General features: G+C 70.1%; 20 protein-coding genes. 13 read left to right on the top strand and 7 right to left on the bottom strand.

The window, feature by feature from the left end; genetic code table 11:
* The first annotated feature begins 149 nt into the window (after positions 1-149).
* A complete protein-coding gene (locus tag ACLQ3B_RS28730; RefSeq protein ID WP_425783826.1) occupies positions 150-1343 on the top strand; it encodes an endo-1,4-beta-xylanase in 1194 nt (397 codons plus the stop codon).
* A gap of 201 nt (positions 1344-1544) precedes the next feature.
* Positions 1545-1886 carry an ArsR/SmtB family transcription factor gene (locus ACLQ3B_RS28725; protein ID WP_030333934.1) on the top strand — a complete coding sequence of 114 codons (342 nt, stop codon included), beginning with the start codon at positions 1545-1547 and terminating at the stop codon, positions 1884-1886.
* A gap of 21 nt (positions 1887-1907) precedes the next feature.
* Here the strand turns inward: ACLQ3B_RS28725 and argS are convergent, their stop codons facing one another.
* Complete coding sequence (gene argS / locus ACLQ3B_RS28720) at positions 1908-3626, bottom strand: arginine--tRNA ligase (protein ID WP_425783825.1); 1719 nt, start codon at positions 3624-3626, stop codon at positions 1908-1910.
* A gap of 347 nt (positions 3627-3973) precedes the next feature.
* On the opposite strand from argS, the gene ACLQ3B_RS28715 reads away from it, so the two are divergent.
* Together ACLQ3B_RS28715 and ACLQ3B_RS28710 are read left to right on the top strand one after the other, a co-directional pair.
* Positions 3974-4738, top strand: a complete 765-nt coding sequence (locus ACLQ3B_RS28715; protein ID WP_425783824.1) for a hypothetical protein — start codon at positions 3974-3976, stop codon at positions 4736-4738.
* A gap of 182 nt (positions 4739-4920) precedes the next feature.
* Complete coding sequence (locus tag ACLQ3B_RS28710) at positions 4921-5430, top strand: nitroreductase/quinone reductase family protein (RefSeq protein ID WP_425783823.1); 510 nt, start codon at positions 4921-4923, stop codon at positions 5428-5430.
* Here ACLQ3B_RS28710 and ACLQ3B_RS28705 read toward each other — a convergent pair.
* Positions 5409-5792, bottom strand: a complete 384-nt coding sequence (locus ACLQ3B_RS28705) for a hypothetical protein (protein ID WP_425783822.1) — start codon at positions 5790-5792, stop codon at positions 5409-5411. The two genes, ACLQ3B_RS28710 and ACLQ3B_RS28705, sit on opposite strands and share 22 nt — an antisense overlap.
* Before the next feature lie 348 nt (positions 5793-6140).
* Here ACLQ3B_RS28705 and ACLQ3B_RS28700 point away from each other — a divergent pair, with 348 nt between their 5' ends.
* Both ACLQ3B_RS28700 and ACLQ3B_RS28695 read left to right on the top strand, forming a co-directional pair.
* Positions 6141-6533, top strand: a complete 393-nt coding sequence (locus ACLQ3B_RS28700) for a hypothetical protein (protein WP_425783821.1) — start codon at positions 6141-6143, stop codon at positions 6531-6533.
* A 1-nt stretch (position 6534) separates the two neighbouring features.
* Complete coding sequence (locus ACLQ3B_RS28695; RefSeq protein WP_425783820.1) at positions 6535-8967, top strand: DUF4132 domain-containing protein; 2433 nt, start codon at positions 6535-6537, stop codon at positions 8965-8967.
* A gap of 16 nt (positions 8968-8983) precedes the next feature.
* Here ACLQ3B_RS28695 and ACLQ3B_RS28690 read toward each other — a convergent pair whose 3' ends face one another.
* Positions 8984-9475, bottom strand: coding sequence for a MarR family winged helix-turn-helix transcriptional regulator (locus ACLQ3B_RS28690; protein ID WP_425783819.1), 492 nt, complete (start codon positions 9473-9475; stop codon positions 8984-8986).
* A 108-nt stretch (positions 9476-9583) separates the two neighbouring features.
* Here ACLQ3B_RS28690 and ACLQ3B_RS28685 point away from each other — a divergent pair, with 108 nt between their 5' ends.
* From ACLQ3B_RS28685 to ACLQ3B_RS28675, 3 genes are read left to right on the top strand one after another with little or no spacing between them, the layout of a single operon-like run.
* Entirely contained in the window at positions 9584-10633 is a 1050-nt protein-coding gene (locus ACLQ3B_RS28685; RefSeq protein ID WP_425783818.1) for an LLM class flavin-dependent oxidoreductase, read from the top strand.
* The gene (locus tag ACLQ3B_RS28680; protein ID WP_425783817.1) at positions 10626-11654 is read left to right on the top strand and encodes an LLM class flavin-dependent oxidoreductase; all 1029 of its coding nucleotides are present in this window, start codon (positions 10626-10628) and stop codon (positions 11652-11654) included. The genes ACLQ3B_RS28685 and ACLQ3B_RS28680 overlap by 8 nt, the downstream gene beginning before the upstream one ends.
* Positions 11655-11680: 26 nt before the next feature.
* Complete coding sequence (locus ACLQ3B_RS28675; protein ID WP_425783816.1) at positions 11681-12397, top strand: NADPH-dependent F420 reductase; 717 nt, start codon at positions 11681-11683, stop codon at positions 12395-12397.
* Here ACLQ3B_RS28675 and ACLQ3B_RS28670 read toward each other — a convergent pair.
* Together ACLQ3B_RS28670 and ACLQ3B_RS28665 are read right to left on the bottom strand one after the other, a co-directional pair.
* Positions 12394-13122, bottom strand: coding sequence for a tetratricopeptide repeat protein (locus ACLQ3B_RS28670; protein ID WP_425783815.1), 729 nt, complete (start codon positions 13120-13122; stop codon positions 12394-12396). The genes ACLQ3B_RS28675 and ACLQ3B_RS28670 overlap by 4 nt on opposite strands.
* A 38-nt stretch (positions 13123-13160) precedes the next feature.
* Entirely contained in the window at positions 13161-13922 is a 762-nt protein-coding gene (locus tag ACLQ3B_RS28665; protein WP_425783814.1) for a GNAT family N-acetyltransferase, read from the bottom strand.
* A 206-nt stretch (positions 13923-14128) separates the two neighbouring features.
* On the opposite strand from ACLQ3B_RS28665, the gene ACLQ3B_RS28660 reads away from it, so the two are divergent.
* From ACLQ3B_RS28660 to ACLQ3B_RS28650, 3 genes are all read left to right on the top strand, one after another.
* On the top strand, positions 14129-14575 hold the full coding sequence (locus ACLQ3B_RS28660) for an iron chaperone (RefSeq protein WP_425783813.1): 447 nt from the start codon (positions 14129-14131) through the stop codon (positions 14573-14575).
* A 46-nt stretch (positions 14576-14621) separates the two neighbouring features.
* Complete coding sequence (locus tag ACLQ3B_RS28655) at positions 14622-15419, top strand: inositol monophosphatase family protein (protein ID WP_425783812.1); 798 nt, start codon at positions 14622-14624, stop codon at positions 15417-15419.
* 77 nt (positions 15420-15496) lie between these two features.
* A complete protein-coding gene (locus tag ACLQ3B_RS28650) occupies positions 15497-15736 on the top strand; it encodes a hypothetical protein (RefSeq protein WP_425783811.1) in 240 nt (79 codons plus the stop codon).
* A 55-nt stretch (positions 15737-15791) separates the two neighbouring features.
* Here ACLQ3B_RS28650 and ACLQ3B_RS28645 read toward each other — a convergent pair whose 3' ends face one another.
* On the bottom strand, positions 15792-17315 hold the full coding sequence (locus tag ACLQ3B_RS28645; RefSeq protein ID WP_425783810.1) for a pectate lyase family protein: 1524 nt from the start codon (positions 17313-17315) through the stop codon (positions 15792-15794).
* 415 nt (positions 17316-17730) lie between these two features.
* Here ACLQ3B_RS28645 and ACLQ3B_RS28640 point away from each other — a divergent pair, with 415 nt between their 5' ends.
* Positions 17731-19044, top strand: a complete 1314-nt coding sequence (locus ACLQ3B_RS28640; protein ID WP_425783809.1) for a hypothetical protein — start codon at positions 17731-17733, stop codon at positions 19042-19044.
* Positions 19045-19104: 60 nt separating this feature from the next.
* On the opposite strand, the gene ACLQ3B_RS28635 is transcribed toward ACLQ3B_RS28640, so the two are convergent.
* Positions 19105-20172, bottom strand: a complete 1068-nt coding sequence (locus ACLQ3B_RS28635) for a hypothetical protein (RefSeq protein ID WP_425783808.1) — start codon at positions 20170-20172, stop codon at positions 19105-19107.
* Positions 20173-20214 lie beyond the last annotated feature (42 nt).

Below are 20214 nucleotides of genomic sequence, written 5' to 3'. Positions count from 1 at the left end.
AGATCGGCTTAACGTTTCGAGCGGGTTTCCGGTTTCCGGCCGGAACTATCGGCGTCACCCAACCCAGCTTTGCGTCTCCGTCCGGTCAACGCCGGACCCTCACCTCCTAGATCGACATCTGTCTATTGATCGTCTGGAAGGGAAGGCCCATGAAGTTGAGACAGTGGTCGACCGTCGGCCTGGTCGCCGTCGCGACCGTCGCGACCCTGAACACCGTGCCGGCCACCGCGAGCCGGCCGTACGACCCCGCAGCCCAGAGCCTCGCCACCCTCGGCCTGCGCCACGGCCTGCACGTCGGCACCGCGGTGAGCATGGATGCCCTCAACGACGCCAGCGACCCGCGGTACCGCGAGCTGGCCTCCTCCGAGTTCGCCTCGGTCACCGCCGAGAACGCGATGAAATGGGAGAGCCTGGAGCCCACCCGCGGCACCTACAACTGGGCGCCCGCCGACCAGTTCGTCGAGTTCGCCAAGCGCAACCGGCAGAGCGTGCGCGGCCACGTGCTGGTCTGGCACAGCCAGCTGCCCGCCTGGTTGACAAGCGGCGTCGCCGACGGCTCCATCAGCAAGCAGGAGTTGCGCGAGCTGCTGCACAAGCACATCACCACTGTCGTCAACCGCTACAAGGGCAAGATCTGGCAGTGGGACGTGGTCAACGAGGCGGTGAGCGACCCGTGGGACACCCCGTCGACCCTGCACTACAAGGGCTTCTGGGCGCAGAACCTCGGGCCCGGCTACATCGCCGACGCATTCCGCTGGGCGCGGGCCGCCGACCCCAAGGCCCTGCTGTTCTACAACGACTACAACATCGAGGCGTTCGGCTCCGGCAACCCGGCGGACGACAAGACCCAGTTCGTGTACGACATGACCAGGAGCCTGCGCGCCCAGGGTGTGCCGATCGACGGCGTCGGCTCCCAGGGGCACCTGGGCACCCAGTACGGCAACTTCGACACCCTGCAGGTGACGGCCGCGCTGAAGAAGTTCGACGGGCTCGGCGTCGCGACCGCGTTCACCGAGGTCGACGTCCGCAGTCGGCTGACCGAGGGTGTCCAGGCGGGCAACTCGGAGGAGATCAACCCCCGGCTGCAGGCCTCGGCCGCCAACTTCAGCGTGCTGATGAAGGCGTGCCTCGCCGTGCGCAGCTGCCTGTCGTACACGGTCTGGGGTTTCAGTGACAACCATTCATGGGTGCCGGGCTGGTTCGACGACCCGCCGGAGGGGCTGGCCACCATCTACGACGAGAACTACCAGCCCAAGCGGGCCTACCAGGAGTTGAAGTCCGACCTGATCTTCGCTGGGCCGCCGTACGTCCTGCCCCGCATCGCACCCAAACCCCGCCGCTGACGTACCTTTTCGGCGTAGGGCCGTGTGGAGCTTCCCGAAGCTCCACACGGCCCCGTGTGCCACCACGGACGTCGACGTTCGACTCACGTTCGGTGGATCCGTTCCGCCATCCGGACGCCATCGGAGGACTGGTGCCGGTTCTGCCGGTTTATTGATGGTGTTGGTGTCACTATGGCAGGCGTGGGAACTGCGAAAACTGCCATGCCTGCGATCTCGCCGCTCACCGGCGATCCCATCAAGCGGGCCGATGCCGAGCGGCTAGCGGGGGTGCTCAAGGCCTTCGCCGATCCGGCGCGACTCCGGTTGCTCAGCCTGATCCAGTCCGCGCCGGAAGGTGAGGCGTCCGTGAGTGACCTCACCTCGGCGCTCAATCTCTCCCAGCCGACGGTGAGTCATCACCTTCGGATCCTCACCGAGGCCGGCCTACTCGAACGCGACAAGCGCGGCGTCTGGGCGTACTACCGCCTGGTGCCGGCCGCGATCGCGCAGATCGCCGACCTGTTGACGCCGCCCCGAAAGCGGGCGACGAAGAGGGCCCGCTGACCGGGCCGGGAGGCTGCCTCGTCACATCCGCTCCAGTGTGCGGATGCCGAGCAGGTGCAGCCCCTGCCGCAGGGTCCGGGCGGTCAGCTCGGCCAGCAGCAGCCGGCTCTGCCGCAGCTCGTCCGCAGCGCGCAACACCGGGCACCGCTCGTAGAACGCGTTGAACGCGGTCGCGAGTCGGTGCAGGTAGCCGGCGAGCTGATGGAACTCGAGACTCCGCTCCACCTCGCCGACCACCCCGGCGAAGCCGAGCAGCTCGACCGCGAGCGCCCGCTCCGCCGGCTGCGTCAACACGATTGTCGCGTCCGGCCGCGCGGCGGTCCCGGCCCGCCGCAGCACCGACCGGATGCGGGCGTACGCGTACTGCAGGTAGGGCGCGGTGTTGCCGTCCAGCGCCAGCATCCGCTCCCAGTCCAGGACGTAGTCCTTGGTCCGGTCGACGGCCAGGTCGGCGTACTTGATCGCGCCGATGCCCACCGCGCGGCCGATCTCGTCGGCGGCCGCGGCGTCCAGTTCCGGGTTCCTGCTCCGGGCCAGCTCGGTGGCGCGGGCGACCGCCTCTTCCAGCAGGCCGACCAGCTTCACCGACGCACCGGCCCGGCTGCGCAGCATCCGCCCGTCGGTGCCGAGGATGGACCCGAAGCCCAGATGCTCGGCGTGCGCCGGCGGGTGGAGCCAACCGGCCGCCTGGGCAACGGCGAACACCATCGCGAAGTGTTGCCGCTGCGGTAGGCCCACGACGTACAGCAGCCGGGTCGCGCCCAACTCCCCGACGCGCTGCCGCAGCGCGGCCAGGTCGGTGGCCGGATAGCCGTACCCACCGTCGCTCTTGCGCACGATCAGCGGCAACGGCTCGCCGTCCCGGCCGGTGAATCCCTGCGGAAACACGCACTCGGCCCCACCGCTGGGCAGCAGCAGCCCCAGCCGGTCCAGGTCGTCGACGACGCCCGCGAGAAGATCGTTGTAGGCGCTCTCGCCCCGGAAGTCGTCAGCGGACAACGTGACGTCGAGCAGGTCGTACACGGTCAGGAAGTACCGCTCGGACTGCGTCACCAGCAGCCGCCACAACCGCCGGGTCCGCTCGTCGCCGCCCTGCAACGCGACCACCCGCAGCCGCGACCGTTCCTGGAACGCCTCGTCCGCGTCGAACTTCGCCCGGGCCTCCCGGTAGAAGGTGTCCAGGTCCCCCATCGACAGGTTCTGCGCGGCTTCGGCCTCACCGAGGTCGACCAGATGCTCGATCAGCATGCCGAACGGTGTCCCCCAGTCACCCAGGTGGTTGACCCGCACGACCCGGTGCCCCAGCCAGTCCAGCAGCCGCACCGCCGCGTCGCCGATGACTGTGGAGCGGAGATGCCCGACATGCATCTCCTTCGCCACGTTGGGCGCCGAATAGTCGACCACAACTGTCTGCGGCGTCACCGTCGCCGGCACGCCGAGCCGGGCGTCGCCCGCCAGCCCGGCGACCAGGTCGGCCAGGGTGCGGTCGGTGACCGTCAGGTTGAGGAAACCCGGCCCGGAGACCTCCGCCGACACGCCGACGTCGTCGAGCACCGCGTGCGCCAAGACCGCGGCGGCGATGTCCCGGGGTGGGCGGCCGAGCCGCCGGGCCAGCGCCAGGGCCGCGTCGGACTGGAAGTCGGCACGCGGAGACCGCCGCACGAGCGGGTCGACCGGGCCGCCGGCCACCGTCGCGAACGCCGGCGCCAGCCGGTCGGACAACAACTTTTCAAGATCCATGAGTACGCCGATCTCGCTCGGACCCGCGCTGTCACGCGAGCCGTTGACGGGGAGATGCGGGCGGACCGAGGACGACCAGCGAACGACCGGCGGCTCGATCCGCCGGTCGCAGGAAACACGTCAGCGCGGGCGGGCGACGGATCGCCGGCGTCGCTCCGCACCGACCTGGACGTCACACGACAGTCCGGTGGTGCACGGAGCGCTTACGCTGGTCATGCGGGCATGATAGCGGCCCGGCCGGTGCGACGGCACATCCATTCCCGTGGTCCGGGCGATCTCCGAGGCGCCGCTGGTCGTTTTGGCCGGCCCGGCACGGGGAACTGCCTCGGGATACACAAGGGGTGAAGATGAGCCGATACGCACCACTGCCAGCGGCCCGCACGCGACGCGCGCTCGGGCTGCTCCCGCTGCTGGCGACCATGGCACTGGGCGCTGCCTGCACCGCCACCGAGGACACGCCCGACTCCACCCCGACGACGACCGCGCCGGCCACCGCGACGGCGTCGGCGCTCCCCACGGACCCACCATCCCCGAGCGCGAGCACCCGGGTGACCATCCCGACCTCCGCCTTCGTCGAGCTGCCCGCCGAGCTGCGGAAGTCTCCTCGACGGACGACAGCCGTCGAGGACGCCCTGCCGAAGCTGTGCGCCAACGAGTTCGGCACCGGCGGCCGGCAGGTCACCGCGAGCGCCGCGATGACAGTCACCTACCAGACGGCCGGCGCGCCCTCCAGCAACGTGCCGCAGGGGATGATCCACCAGACCATCTTCACCTTCGACGGCGACGGCGCCTCGGGTTACCTGAGTCGTCTCCGCGCCGCCGTGCAGGCCTGCCCCTCGTACGACCAGTCGGGGGGCCGTGTCACGGTCAAGAGCAAGGCCCTGCCCGGCGTCGGCGACGAGGCGGTGCTGTTGACCCGGACCTGGCCCGAGACGAGCCTGAACGGCGAACGCACCGGCGACACCGCGTCCAGCCAGATCGCCGTGGCCCGCGTCGACAGCGCGGTGACGGTCTTCAACGACCAGGGGTGGGAGGGCACCAGCGGCAACCCGGCCATCCTGGATCGGGTCGTGCGGGACGGCGTAGACACCATCGACGCCTGGCAGCGGTAGCTCACCCAGCTGCCGCCCCGCGGGGCCCGCACCGATCGGATCGATCCATGGTCAGATCATGGACAGCGGGACGCTGGCCGCGCTCGTACCGGGAGACTTGGGATCTCGGTCCACAGTGGCGGCCACCGGCCGAACGCGGCAGCCTGTCGGGCCATCAGCGGTGCTCGGTGGAGGAGGTCGTCATGTCGGATGGTCAGGAGACGAAAGCGCCGTGGCTTCCGCCGCGGTGGTTCATCCGGACGGCCTGGTTCGTGCATCGGGGCCTGTACCGGGTCACCGCCAGCCGGGTCGGGCTGTGGCGACCGCGCGAGAACCGCTGGGGCACGTTACGGCTGACCACGATCGGTCGCCGCACCGGTCAGCAGCGCAGTGTCATCATCGCGTACTTCGAGGACGGCCCGAACCTGGCCGCGGTGGCGATGAACGGCTGGGGCGAGGGCGCTCCGGCCTGGTGGCTCAACCTGCGGGCCCACCCCGACGCGTCCGTCGAGATGGTCGACGGGCGACGGCTGGTCCGCGGTCGCGCCGCCACCGGCGACGAGCGGTCGCGACTGTGGCCACGCTGGCGCGAGGCCGACAAGAACTTCGACGCCCACGCGGCCCGGCGATCGTCCGAAACCACTGTGGTGGTGCTGGAGCCGAGACCCGATGGTGACTCCCCAACCCCAGGTCAAGGACCGAACGCGAGGTAGAGCCCGAGGCCGAAGTTCACGACCAGCACGATCGCGCCGACGACCGCGAACACGCGCTGCCATACCGTCCACCGCACCGTCCTCTGGGACTCGGCGATGCCCGCCTCCTCCACCCGGGCCGCCGCGATCCTGTCCCGCTCAGTGGCGTCACGGCGGCCTTCGGTCGCGTTGGCGCTGAACAGCGCGGCATTGGCACGTAACTCCTCGGTCAGATACGTGAGCGCCTGTGTCATCGAGTCGATCGAGCCGTTGATCCTTCGCAGGTGCTCGTCATGCCCGTGCAGCCGCTGCTCGATCCGGCCCGCGTCCAGACCGCGGGCGTACGCAGCCGCCATCTCCTCCGCGTTCTCATGGCTTGTCACCGCCGATCTCTCGTCCACGAGAACGCGGCTCTGGTCCCGCCCTCGGGTTGGACCGTCGACGTCGTCAGGTGGAGGGGCCGCCGGGGCCTGGTGTTCATGAGACGCATCCGCCACCTCCTGTTGAGCTCGCACACGCGGTCCGATGCGTCAGTCGTACCACTCGTGGGGCCCGAGCGCCACTGCTCGGATCCGACAAAACCGCAGGTCAGAAGGCCGTTCACGTGCGCCGAGGCGGCCAGTGGACGGTGCGGCGGGACGAAGGTCCGGTCGAGCAGCTGCGGCGCTACTCCATCGCGTCGGACGTCCATGCCATGATCGCGCTCACCTCACAGCAAGGAGCATGGCGGCATGGCCACGGCGATCGTTCGGGACGAGACAGCGACAGGGAAGTCCATCGACCACTGGCCGTTGACCGGGCTGCCGGAGCGCATCTCCGCTCGGGAGCTGGTGCGGCTGCGGGTCCGCGAGGAGGTCGCCCGGTTCAACGCCCAGCAGTCCGAGCACTTCCGGGGGTTGGTTCAGCCAACCGACACGGAGGCCACCCTGAACGGCTACCGGGTCACCCCGGGCCGGCGGCTCGACTGGGAGCAGCAGGCGGATGCCGCCTGTAGGGCCTTCACCCGCAACGGCTTCCTGCTGCTGGTCGGGCACCACCAGATCGAGGACCTCGACGAGGAGATCGACCTGCTTGCCGACCCGGACGTGGCGTTCGTACGGCTGGTCCCGCTGGTGGGTGGCTGACATGGCCGGCTGGGCGACACTGCTCCCCAGTCTGACCGACGTGGACCGACAGCGGGTGGAGGTCGGTCTCGCCGACGCCGACGCTCGCATCAGGGCCGTCCTGCACGCCGCCGGCACGTACCACTGGCGGTTCTCGGTGACCAACGTGCCCGAGTGGAGCGCGGTCGAGACGTGGCCCGTCGAGCTGCGCCGCAGTGCCGCCCTGGCCATGCACCTGGAGTCGGCGACCAGTTCGACTCCCACCGCGCTCAACGACGTGGTGCGGAGCCTCGCCGACGGCGACCTGCCCTGGACCCGGGAAGATCTCGTCTGGTGCCTGGAGGTCTGCGCGCGCGGAGAGTCCTACGACAACGGGGCGCACCTGGAGCTACCGGCCGTGGTCGCCGCGCGTCTGACGCCGGCCGAGTTGGCCGACCTGGTGCCGGCCCTCGACGCCCTCCTCAGCGAACTGGTCGGTGACCATTTCGTCGCGGCGGAGCCTCGACGACGCGCCGTCCTGCTGATCGGTGCGGGCCTCGATCGCGCCACCGGCCGGAGCGTGCCGTCCTGGCTGCTCCACGACGGAGACGGGTTCGGGCCGCTCGTCCGCGCCGAGCTGGGTGTCGTCCTCGCCGCGCCGGGCGTGCCGGAGTTGCTGGCGCACTGCGTCTCGTTGGAGAAGCCGACGGCACCAGCGAAGTGGCAGCGCCGCGTCGACGACCTTCTCGCCACCACGCCGGGCGGCAACTCGGCCGTGCAGTCGATCCTGGAGACATTCGCCGTCTACGGCCGACGCCTGCACGACGACACCGACCGCCTCCTCCGCGGCCTGGTCTGGGCGTTGTCGCGCCAGCCGGACGAGCGGCCGACGGACCTGTTGGCGCGTGTCACCGCCGCCGCGGCGGCGGCGCCGCGACAGGCGCCGGGCTTCCCGCATGCCCAGAGGACGGCGGTGGCGGCCATTCAGCTGCTCGCGGGACGCGGCGGCGAGGCGCCGGTACGCACGCTGGCGAGGCTGGCGGTCACGGTTCGAAACAAGGCGGTGCAGAGCCGGGTCCAGAGCGCGCTGGCCAACCTCGCGGCGCTGCGCGGGTGGTCGCTCAACGAGGTGATGGAGCTCGCCGTCGACGACCACGGGCTCGCCCCCGACGGTCGACTGCGCACACGGGTCGGGCCGTACGAGGCGGCGGTCGAGGTGATCGGCGAGAAGGCGCGCCTGACCTTCGCTCGTGACGCCGTCCCGCTCAAGGGCGTTCCGGCCGCGGTGAAGCAGGCGTACGGTGACGAACTCCAGCAACTCCGTGACCTCGCCAAGCGCGTTGGCGCGACGTTGGCCGGCGAGCGTCAGCGGGTGGAGGGGCTGCTGTCCGAGGAGCGCACCTGGTCGTACTCGGACTGGTCGGCCCGATATCTCGAGCACCCGGTCACCGCGACCTACGGGCGGCGGTTGGTGTGGGAGACCAGCGCCGACGGCCACCGGTGGACGGCGGGCCTGCCGCGACGCGACAGCGACGGTTGGACGATCGTCGATCTGGAGGGTCGGGCCGTCTCCGGAGACCAGGTCCGGCTCTGGCATCCCGTCCGCGCGACGACGAACGAGGTTCTCGCCTGGCGGGAGCACGTCCTCGCCACCGGCCTGGCGCAGCCGTTCAAGCAGGCCTTCCGAGAGGTCTATCTGCTCACGCCCGCCGAGGAGCGGACGCACACCTACTCCAACCGGTTCGCCGCCCACATCCTGCGCTACCGACAGGCGAACGCGCTCATCCGCGCCCGGGGCTGGCAGGCCGGATACCTCGGCACCTGGGACGGCGGCTACGAGAGCGAAGCCACCAAGCCCTTCGGCGGTGGCACGTGGCGGGCGTCGTTCCACCACCAACTGGTCGCCAACACGGATGAACGCCGCTACGACGTCGAGTTCTGCTCCACCGACCAGGTTCGCTTCGCCCGCCGCGACGGCGCGACCTGGCAACCGACGGCGGTCGTCGACGTGCCACCGCTGGTGTTCAGCGAGGCCATGCGGGACGTGGACCTGTTCGTCGGCGTCACCTCGATCGCCAGTGACCCGCAGTGGGCCGATCGCGGCGAGGACCGCTTCCACGCCTACTGGCACCGCACGGCCATCGCGGAGCTGACCCCGTCGGCGCAGGTGCGTAAGGACGCGTTGGCTCGGCTGCTGCCACGCACGAACATCGCCGATCGGGTGCGTCTGTCCGAGCGGTACCTGCACGTGCGCGGCACCATCCGCGGTTATCGGATCCACCTCGGGTCCGGCAACATCATGATGGAGCCCGACGACGCCTATCTCTGCATCGTCGCGGCACGCGACCGCACGGGCCGACTGCACCTGCCCTTCGACGACGACCCCATGTTGTCGACGATTCTGTCCAAGGCGTTCATGCTGGCCGCCGACGACACGATCACCGACACCACGGTGCTCGGGCAGCTCGCCAGGTGACCGGGACGTCCGGTGATCAGTCCTTGCCCAGGACGTCGAGCTGCGCCCGCAGCGCTGCGGCGATCTCGCCCGCCGCGACGATCTGATCCGGGGTGAGGGCGTCGACGAAGAGCTCACGGATGGCGCGCAGGTGCGGAAAGGTGGCTCCCTTGAACGCCTCGGCGCCGGCCGTCGTGAGCAGCACCTCCGCTCCCCGGGGAACAGTCGCGCACTCCTGGCGGCGGATGAGGCCGCGGCGCTCCATCCGCCCGAGGTGGTGGGAGAGCCGGCTGCGTTCCCACCCGATGTGCGCGGCGAGTTCGGACGACCGCATCGCCTGCCCCTCCGCCTCGCTGAGGGCGAGGAGCACGGCGTAGTCCCCCGTCGAGAGCGAGGAGTCGCTCTGCAGGCGGGACTCGAGCCGGGAGCCGAGCACTCCCGTCGTCTCGATGAAGTCCCGCCAGATCCGTAGCTCGTCGGCGGTCGGGAGTTGGCGTCCGCCCCGCCGGCCGCCTGTGGCCTCCGTCATCTCACCCTCCCGGGAATTGACGTGTCAATCGCCAAGTTAGCATCATTGACACGTCAACCGGTAGGTCCGCTCCCGCAGGCCACCGGCGGATTGCACGAGGAGGAGACGATGGCAGCTGCAGACTTCGAGCTGGGGCTCAACTCGTTCGGTGAGGTCGCCACCGACGGCGACCGGGTCCTGAGCGACGCCGAAACCGTACGGCTGCTCGTGGACGAGGCACGGCTCGCCGAGTCGGCCGGAATCGACGTGTTCAGCGTCGGTGAGCACTACCGCGAGGGTCACAACGACTCGGCGACACCCGTGTTGCTGGCGGCGGCCGCGACGGCGACCGAACGAATTCGCCTCGGCACCTCGGTCACCGTGCTCAGCACCAACGACCCGGTGCGCCTCTACCACGAGTTCTCCACCCTCGACGCCGTCTCCGACGGCCGCGCCCAGATGGTCCTCGGACGCGCGTCGGCGACCGAGTCGTTTCCGCTGTTCGGTTACGACCTGGCCGACTACGAGCGGTTGTTCGAGGAGAAACTCGACCTCTTCCTGCGGCTCCAGCAGGACGAACCGGTCACCTGGTCCGGCACGGTGCGAAGCCCCCTGACCGCGCAGCGCCTGCACCCACGGATGCAGCCGGGCGGCATCCCGACCTGGATCGGTGTCGGAGGAAGCCCGAACTCGGTCATCCGCGCCGCCCGGCACGGACTTCCGCTCCTGCTCGCGATCATCGGCGGACGCCCCCAGCGCTTCGCCGGCCACGTCGACCTCTACACCAGGGCACTGGAACAATTCGGGCATACCCTGCAGCCAATCGGGCAGCACTCACTCGGCCTTGTCGCAGACACCGACGAGGAGGCGGTGGAGACGTGGTGGCGATACTGGCAGCCGGTCGTGGCGGCCCTGGCCGCCGAACGCGGCTTCTACAAACCGGACCGCGCGCGCTACGAGGCCGAAATCGACAACGGGGCGCTCTTCGTCGGTTCACCCGAGACGGTGGCGCAGAAGATCGCCAAAGTCGCTCGCGACCTGCGGCTGAGCCGCTTCGACCTGAAGTACGACATCATGCACCTGCCCCGCGAGGCACGCGCGCGCACCATCGAACTGCTGGGCAGTGAGGTCGCGCCGCGGGTCCGGGAGCTGCTGGCGAAGGAGCCCACAAATGTCTGATCTCTTGTTCGGCCTGGACACGTTCGGCGACGTACCGGAGGACGACGCCGGCAAGCTCGTCTCCCACGCTGCGGCGATCCGGCAGGTCGTCGACGAGGCCGTGCTCGCCGACCAACTCGGGGTCGACGTCATCGCCCTGGGCGAGCACCACCGGCCGGAGTACTCGGTCTCCACGCCGGAGACGGTGCTGGCCGGAATCGCCACCCGCACCTCGCGGATCCGGTTGGCCTCCGGCGTGACGGTGCTGAGTTCGGACGACCCGGTGCGGGTGTTCCAGCGTTTCGCCACCGTGGACGCGCTGTCGAACGGCCGGGCCGAGGTCATCCTCGGTCGCGGCTCGTTCACCGAGTCGTTCCCGCTCTTCGGTTACGACCTGCGCGACTACGACACGCTGTTCGAAGAGAAGATCGAACTGTTCGTGAAGTTGCTGGACGAGAAGCCGGTCACCTGGAACGGCACCCTGCGTGCCCCACTGGAGAACGCCGACGTGTTCCCGAAGACCGAGTCGGGTCACCTGGACACGTGGGTCGGTGTGGGTGGCTCGCCGCAGTCGGTCGTCCGCACCGCCACGTACGGGCTGCCGCTCATGCTCGCCATCATCGGCGGCGCCCCCGAGCGTTTCGCGCCCTACATCGACCTGTACCGCCGGGCCGCCGACCAGCTCGGTACGACTGCACACCCGGTCGGGATGCACTCGCCGGGCTTCATCGCCGACACCGACGAGCAGGCCAAGGAGATCTACTGGCCGCACTACCGGATCATGCGCGACCGGATCGGCAAACTGCGGGGCTGGCCGCCGATCCGCCGGCAGGAGTTCGACTCCGAGGTGGAGAACGGTTCCCTCTACATCGGTTCGCCGGAGACGGTGGCCCGCCGCATGGCCCGCGCGATCCGCAGCCTCGGCGTCGGCCGGTTCGACCTCATCTACTCGGCCGGAGCGCAACCGGTGAGCGCCCGCATGCGCGCCGTGGAGCTCTACGGCTCGAAGGTGATCCCCATGGTCCGCGAACTGCTGGCCTGATCAGCACTCTCCAGCGAAAGGACGACATGAACGACAACGACCGGAGCCGGCCGGCGACCCTCGGCATCCTCGGGGCCGGCAAGGTGGGCACGGTGCTCGCCCGGCTCGCCGTCGCCGCCGGCTACCGGGTACGGGTCGCCGGCTCCGGCGACCCGGCGAAGATCGCCCTCACCGTCGAGGTCCTCGCCCCGGGCGCGGAGGCCACCACGGCGACCGACGCGGCGGCCGACGCCGACATCGTCATCCTCGCTCTGCCCCTGGGCAAGTACCGCAGCGTTCCCGCCGAGGCGTTGCGCGGCAAACTCGTCGTCGACGCCATGAACTACTGGTGGGAGATCGACGGCATCCGCGACGACCTCACCGACCCGCGTACCTCGTCGAGCGAGCTCGTCCAGGCGTTCCTGTCCGACTCGCGTGTCGTGAAGGCGTTCAACCACATGGGCTATCACGACCTGGAGGACGAGGCCCGGCCGGCGGGGGCGACCGGCCGCAAGGCCATCGCGATCGCCGGCGACGGCAGCGCCGACCTCACCGAGGTCGCGACCCTGGTGGACGCGCTCGGCTTCGATCCGGTCGTCGCCGGACCCCTGACCGAGGGGGTACGACTCGAACCGGGCAGCGAGTTGTTCGGCGCCAACGTGAGCGCCGACGAGGTACGCGCCATGCTCGACCGCTTCGGCGAGTCGGAGCGGGGACGGACCATCACGGCGGCCCGAGCCTCCACCTCACCCGAGGCCGGCTAGGGCGTCTGCGCGCCGAAGGCCGCCCTCGGTTCGAGGAGTTGGCCCACGACGTACTCCTCGTCGAAGGCGGTCTGGCCGAGCGCCTCGATCGCGGCGGCGCGCATCCTGGCGAGGTCCGCCGCGTCGTCCGGGTCCGGTACCTGGCCGAGCGCCGCGAACGCGGCATCCGCGACACCGATCATCCGCGCCGCGCGCGGCTGGTCTCCCTCGGCCGACGCGAGCGCGGCGCCCGCGACGCAGACGTACGGCACGAAGTCGGCCCAGCCGTTGCGGAACACCCGCTCGCGGTTCTCGGCGAACAGCGTCCTCGCCACGTCGAGGTTGCCCAACCCCAGCTCACAGAACGCGAGGTTGTGGGACTCGGAGTTGACCGTCTCGGGGTGGCCGAGCGCCTCGTTGAGCGCGATGCTCTCCCGGTACAGGTCCCGGGCGCGGAGCAGGTCGCCGGACATGCGCGCCACGGCGGCGAGGACGTGCCTCGGCCGTTCCTCCAGGGCCCGGTCGCCGGAGCGCAGCGCCACCGCGAGGGCCTCCCGGGCCCGTACCTCTCCGCCTGCCAGGTCACCGCCGCGGATCGCGACCCGGGCCAGGCTGTACCGGGCCTCCACCTCGCCGGCCGGGTCACCGGCCGCCTGGGCCCGCTCGATCTCGGCTTCGCTCATCCGCACCACGGCGTCGGTCTCGCCTCGGCGAAAGGCCGAGCGCACGTTAGCACCGAAGGCCATGTCCCTCTCCCCCATCACTGGCACCGCACAGCAGACCGTCAGCCTGCGTGAAACATGGTCCAGGTCTCCACGAGCGTGAAGCCCATCGACTCGTAGAGCGGCCGTCCCATCGCGCTGGTGTGCAGGTAGGCAGCGTCCGCGCCGGCCGCGATGCCGTCCCGCAGAACGGTCTCGGTGATCACCCGGCCCAGGCCACGACCCCGGGCGGACGGCACGACGGCGATGTTGAACACGCCGACCACCCCGGAGGTACGCATCCCGAGCCCGGTGCCGACGGGCCGACCGGACTCCTCGGCCAGGTAGCCGGTGATGGGGCCGGCGTCGAGCACGGCACCACCCATCAGCGACCCGAAGAGGCCGCCGGGAACCTCGAAGCTCCGGGTGAGGGCCTCGGTGTAGAGGTCGTTCTCGACGGCGCCGACCTGGCGCACCGACGGTTGGTCTGCCGAGCCGGCACGGAAGGTGAGGTCGTCCACCGCGCAGGCCAGCAGGGGCAGCTCGGCGCGTTCGAGGAGGCCGTGCCGGGCCGCGAGGTCAGCGACCTGGTCGCCCGCCGCACCCCGAACGATGATCGACCAGTGTGCCGCCTGCCCGCCGACCTCGGTCGCCATCTCGTCGAGCGACCTCAGATCCGGCTCGGTGGACCTGTCGTAGGCCGCGTTGAGCGTCGCGACGCCGGCCTGGGTCACCCCCGCGCGGGCGGTGCCTCGCTCGGCGTACCCACCCTTCGGGGTCACCCTGCAGAGCGTCTCGAAGGCGTCGAAGTACGCCCCCGCCATCCGATCGGCGGTGCTGTTCATGACGGCCCCCTGGAACGATCGTTCTGTTCAAGCCGACAAACCTAGCCACCGAGCACGCTGACCAGCAAATCCAGGGCCTGAGGACCCCAGCCGCGGTCCGGCTTCGAACCGGTCAGGAATCGAGAAGCCCGAGACCGCCGAGCGACCTAGCCTTTCCCCAGGTGAACGGCAGCACGCCGAACCCGGCGACGAGAGGGAGCCCCAGAATGCCCGCGAAGACCACGACCGTGTCCGACGGCTTCAGCCCCGAGGAGCGGGCCGCCATGAAGGAGCGCGCCGACGAACTGCGCGCCGAGGGCAAGAAGGGCGCCAAGAAGGCCGACGGACTGCAAGCCGTCCTCGACCGGATCGCGCAGATGGAGCCGGAGGACCGCGCGCTCGCCGAGCGCGTGCACGTGGCGGTGACCGCCGCCGCCCCGGGCCTGGCGCCGAAGACCTGGTACGGGATGCCCGCCTACGCGAACGAGGAAGGCAAGATCGTCGTCTTCTTCCAGGACTCCGGCAAGTTCAACTACCGGTACTCGACGGTGGGCTTCCAGGACGCGGCCAACCTCGATGACGGCGACCTCTGGCCGGTGGCGTACGCGTTGCAGCAGTGGAGCCCGGCCGTGGAGAAGAAGATCACCGAGCTGGTGAAGGCAGCGATTTCCTGACCGTGCGGCCGTCATCGACGTTGCCAACTACTCCTATGGTTCGTGCATGTCGATCACAGACCATGCGCTGGCCATCGCGGCGGCGGAAGCTGGAGCCGCAGTTGTCCGCTCCCGGTACGGCTCGGCACTGACACGCGTCATGAAGACCGGCGGTGACTTCGCCACCTCCGCCGACGTCGAGGCCGAGCAGGCCATCCTCGACGTCCTGCGCGCGGGGCGTCCGGACGACGCCGTGATGGCCGAGGAAAGTGGGCGGACGGGTACTGGCGACAACGGACGCACCTGGTTGGTCGACCCCCTGTGCGGGACGTTGAACTTTGCCGCGCGGACCACCCTGGCCTCGGTCAACGTCGCCCTGCGCACCGGGTCGGACGTCGTCGTGGCAGCCTCGGCCGATCCGTTCGCCGATGAGGTGTTCTGGACCGACGGCGCCGCCGCGTACGTCCGCGGTGCGGGGACGGACGAGCGCCTCGTCCCGTCGGCCGAGTCGACGCTTGTCGACGTCAATCTCGACCCACCCTTCCCCAACCGGGACGTCTTCCTGGCCGCCCGCATGCTCGCGGACGAGGGCTTCCTCGAACGGTTCCGCCCTCGGGTGGTCTCCACCAGCCTGGCCGTGGCCTGGGTCGCCGCCGGTCGCCGGGCCGCCTACGTGACGGACCGCCACGACTTGCGCAACAGCGTCCACTTCGCGGCCGGAATCGCGCTCTGCCAGGCGGCCGGTTGCGTGGTCACCGGGCTCGACGGCCGGCCGGCGCACACCGGTGGGGACGGTCTCGTCGCGGCCGCGGACGAGCGGACGCACGCCGCCCTGTTGGCCCTCATCCGGAAACAGAGCTCGTGACCGACTCGGTCTTGACATGAAGTTCCACGAGCGTCGACGAGGCGATCGACTCCACCGCCGAAGGGCTTGAGTACTTCATGTCCCGGAGGATCACGCCCCGGTTCACCACCTGGTGCCCGGAGCCCACCACACCGCTCGGCCGGACGAACCCGCAGGGCGCGCCGCTCGAATACCACGTCCGCCTGCTGGAGGTCTACCGGGCGACCATGGAGGCCCACGGCCTGTCCAGCCCGCCCGGGTACGGCCCCGCCGGGCCGGGCCGAGCGGTCTTCTCGGTCAGCTCCTTCATGGACACCCTGCCGGCCACCGAGTCGTGATGGGCGCCGGCGGGCGGGAGCGGCTCGGCCCGTCGCTCCCGCCCGTGTCCAGGCCCTAGCTGGCGTAAGTCTCGAACTCGCCGATCCGGGGCGTACCGCTGGAGCTGTTGATCTTAAAATTGATCTTGCTCATCGCGGTCGCGGAGAAGGTGGTCGAACCGGCCCCGCTGCCGGAGGCCAGGACAGCTCCGTTGTCGTTGTTGATCAGCTGCCAGGACCCGATGGAGCCCTGGGTGCCGGACGGCTCGCGGATCACCACTCGGGACACCCGGGTCGCCGAGCCCCACTTGATCGAGATCGTGCCTGTCGATCCGGCCGGTGACCAGTAGGTGCCCAGGTTGCCGTCGCGCACGTCGCCGTAGCTGGTCCCGCTGGCCTTGCTGGAGCCGTCGGCGCCGGCGCCGAGGCTGAGGTTGGTCCCGCTGGTGGGCGGAGGGGTGGTGGGCGGCGGGGTGGAGGGCGGCGGGGTCTGCGGCGAGCAACTGCCGTTGGACACCTTCAGGCCCGTGTTGGCGCCGACGGTTTGGCGGACGACGTCCGGCACGCAACTCGCCCCGTCGAGGCTGTACGAATACGGGATGCTGACCGTCGTGTTGGAGGTCGGGTTGGGGCCGGCCGGGTAGTTCTCGCTGCCGGCGCTGGACCAGGTCACGTTGTCGAAGACGTTGCCGGCGACCTGCCAGTAGCCGCGCTCGTTGGTGTAGAAGGTGCCCAGGACGTCCTTGGAGTCGCGGAAGTAGTTGTTCTCCACCCGGGCCCTGGCTCCCGCCCGGGAGTTGATACCCGACTCGTGCAGGCTCACGTAGTGGTTGTTGTAGATGTGGGCGACACCGCCGCGCAGCAGCGGCGTCCGGGAGTCGATGTTCTCGTAGAGGTTGTGGTGGTACGTGATGAAGCCGTTCGACAGGTCACTTTCGCTGGATCCGACGAGGCCGCCGCGACCGGAGTTGCGCAGGACGCTGTAGGACAGCGTCACGTACTGGGTGTTGTCCTTCATGTCGAAGAGGCCGTCGTACCCCTCGGACTCCCCGCCCGACGCCTCCAGGTTGACGTGGTCGACCCAGACGTTGCGGACCGTGCTCTCCATGCCGATGGCGTCCCCACCGTTCGACGTGGGCGAGCCCGACTTCTTGACGTTCCGCACGGTGACGTTCTGGATGATGATGTTGCTGGAGTCACGGATGTGGATGCCGAGCTGGTCGAAGACGGCACCGCTGCCGACCCCGATGATTGTGACGTTGCTGATCTGCTTGAGCTCGATCACGCCCGCCGCGGTGTTACAGCTCGACCCGGACACCTTGCTGGTGTTGCCGTGGTTGATGGTCCCGGTGACCTCGATGGTGATCGGGGTGCTGCTGCTGGCCCGACCGCACAGCGCGGCGTGGATCGCCGTGCCCGTGGTGGCCCGTACCGTCTGCCCGCCCGCGCCGCCGGTGGTCCCGCCGTTCTGGGTGGCGTAGCCGGTGGCGCTGCTCACCGCCGCCGACGCGCGGGGGGTCGGCAGGGCCACCCCGACCGCGATCACCATGGCCGCTGCGGCCAGTACCGCCTGACGTCGCCACACGACTGGTCGTCTCATGTCGCCTCACCTTCGCATTCGTCTCGTTCCAGGCTTCGCCTCGACGGTCATCGCGACCGCACCTGCCGACAGACGTCATACAAGAATTGGCGACAGTCAATCGCGAAAATGTCATCGAGATCTCTCGCGCCCTGGTGGAAGCGGGGATCCGCCGCGCGAGCGGGGCCTGCCCGGTGACGCCGCTCGCGCGATCCATAACGGAAACATCGATGTGACGCAATCGTAGGAAAGCGGTTTCCGTGAAGGCAATAGCTGACGCTTGCAGGTTTGTTGCAGCCCTCGGCATTGACACCGCCCGGGCTACCGTCGATGCTCTGCTAAATCGGTTCAGCGGCCGGCTCTCTCCGACCCCGTCCCACTCCCGGTCCGGTGCGGGATCGCTGGCTGAGCGCACCACCTCCGAGGAAGGACCCGCATGAGACTGCGAAAAGGACTGATCCCACTCGCCGCCACCCTCGTCCTGGCCGGCGCCTCCGGCACCGCGTACGGCAGCGCGAGCGACAGCCGTGGCACCGCGGACGGAATCCGCAGCATCACCCCGATCACCACCGTCTACACGTACGGCCAGAAGGTCTCGGCGGTGGCGATCGAGTACGGCGCCACGGTCAACCCCCGCACCCTCGACACCGCCACGTTCTCGGTGACCGACACCATTTACAACTTCCGCTTCAACCCCATCGAGGACCTGCCGAAGCTCGCCGACCGGACCGTCACCCACACCTACACCAACGGGTCGCCGGGCACCCGCGCCGACCACCGATCGGCGCCGGGCAGGTACGTCATCGTCGAGCTGGACCCCGCCGACACCGGCGGCTCGACGGTCATCGTCTCCAAGTGCCCGACCTTCCTCTGCACGGTGAAGGTCAATCCCGAGCTGCCGACCCGGGTCGTACAACGCAGGGACGTGCATGGCCAGCCCGGTCGCGGGGTCGGCAAGGGGCCGGTGCTCGCCCGGGCCACCCCGCGCGAATCCCGACCGGTCACCGCGAAACCGGTAGACCAACTGGTCGACGAGTTCACCTACGGCTCGTTCCTCAGTGGCGGGATGGTTCTGCCGTACCACTACCACCTGCCGAAGAACTACCAGCCGGGGCGTAAGTACCCACTGATGGTCGTCCTGCCCGGTCACGGGATGGGCTGGGACGGCGACAACCTCGGTGTCCAACTCGCCGCCGACATCCCGGCGACCGCGTGGCTGCAACCGCGGTGGACCGGCACCTCCGAGGACGTCATCGTCCTGGCGCCCCAGCACCAACGGGTCGGGGGGCCCGCCGAGGCGGATCTGCTGGTCAAGCTGCTCGACCAGTTCGTCGGCCAGTTCGCGGTGGACACCCACCGGGTGTACGCGACCACCGTCTCGTACGGCTCCCAGTTGCTCTGGGAAGCGTTCGCCAAGCGCCCGGACCTGTTCGCCGGCGGTTTGGTGACCGGTGGTTTCCCCGTCAACGCCACCCAGGCGACCGCCATCGCGGCGGCCGAGGTACCGGTGTGGATCACGCACGGCGAGCACGACCACCTGCTCAACGTCTCGGGCGCGCGCAACTCCACGGCTGTGCTGCGGCAGGCGTACGTCACCCGGGGTAAGACGCCCGAGCAGGCCGCCGACCTGGTGCGTTACACCGAGTACGCCGATGCCGCCTTCTCGTTGCCGGACTACCACGCGGCCTTCGGACCGACCTACGAGGACGCCAGCATCCTGCGCTGGCTGCTCCACCAGGCCAAGCCCTAAGGTCGCGGACCGGGCGGCGCCCCGCCGCGGTCCGGCGGCGCGATCCGAACGCGTCGACGGTTACCGGGGGGCGTCGCCCGCGTCGGGCTCGGCTCCGACGGGCGCGGCCCCGACGAGCACGGACTCCTGGCCCTCCTGGCGGGCGCGGGCCAGCAGCCCGGCCAGCCGACGCCGCCGGTGCCGGGCCGTCGCCCGCAGACCCACGACCAAGCCGGCGAGCAGAAGCAGCAGCGCGAGCTGCGCCCACGGTACGACCCAGGTGGTGACGGTGGCGGAGGCCGGTCGGCTGTCGACCCCGGCCTGGCCGTCGCCGAGCGGCGTCGGTGCCGTGGTGACGGTCGTGCGGAGGCGCCCCAGGGCCCAGACGCCGCCGGCCCGGGTCTGCACCTTCCGAGCGCCGCCGGGAAGCAACTCCTCGACGGCGCTTGTGGCGTCGTGGCTGGTCCGGCCCAGGAGGTCGGACATCGCCACCCGACTCGTTCCGCTGACCCAGACGTTGCCGTCGTTCTCGACGGTGTAGCGGACCCGCACCGTGCCACCGGTGAAGGGATTCCACGACGGGGAGTACGTGACGCCGAGGCCCCGCACGGCCAGGGCCGCCCGTGCGTCGCCGTTGACCCGCAGCATGACCCGGAACCCGACGCGGCTCTCGACGTTGACCGTGCCTCCGGTGCTGGTGACGGTCGCGGCGATGCCGGCCGGGTGGTCGCCAGGTGTGGCGCCCTTCGGCACCGTGATCCTGAACGGCACCACCCGCGTCTCGTTGGGACCGACGGTGACCTTCTCCTGCACGTCGATCCAGGTGCCGCCGTCGACCGAGGGCCGGTCGGACGACAGCATGTTGAAGCGGCCCTTGTCGGTGAGGTAGCCGTCGGCGGCCTTCAGGGAGAAGGCGACCGCGGTGCGGCTGAAGTTCCGTACCGCCAGGTGCTCGGTCACGGCCTGCCCCGGGTCGAGGCTGGCGTTGATCCACCGGCGTTGGTCCGGGCCACTCGCGGTGGCCGGCTGGACCGTCCAGGTCAGGGCCTTCGGGTCCGGTTCCGCGACCGCCGCGGTCGGCGCGACCGCGACCGTGAGGGACGCGACGGCGAGGACGACGAGCGCCCGGCGCAGCGGGGTGACGGTCATGGGACGGCCCTTCGGCACAGGGCTGGGCGGGGGCCCGATCCG

Origin of the sequence: Micromonospora sp. DT53 (assembly GCF_049841535.1) — a bacterium.
Classification (GTDB): domain Bacteria; phylum Actinomycetota; class Actinomycetes; order Mycobacteriales; family Micromonosporaceae; genus Micromonospora.
This window is presented reverse-complemented; position numbering and strand designations above follow the sequence as displayed.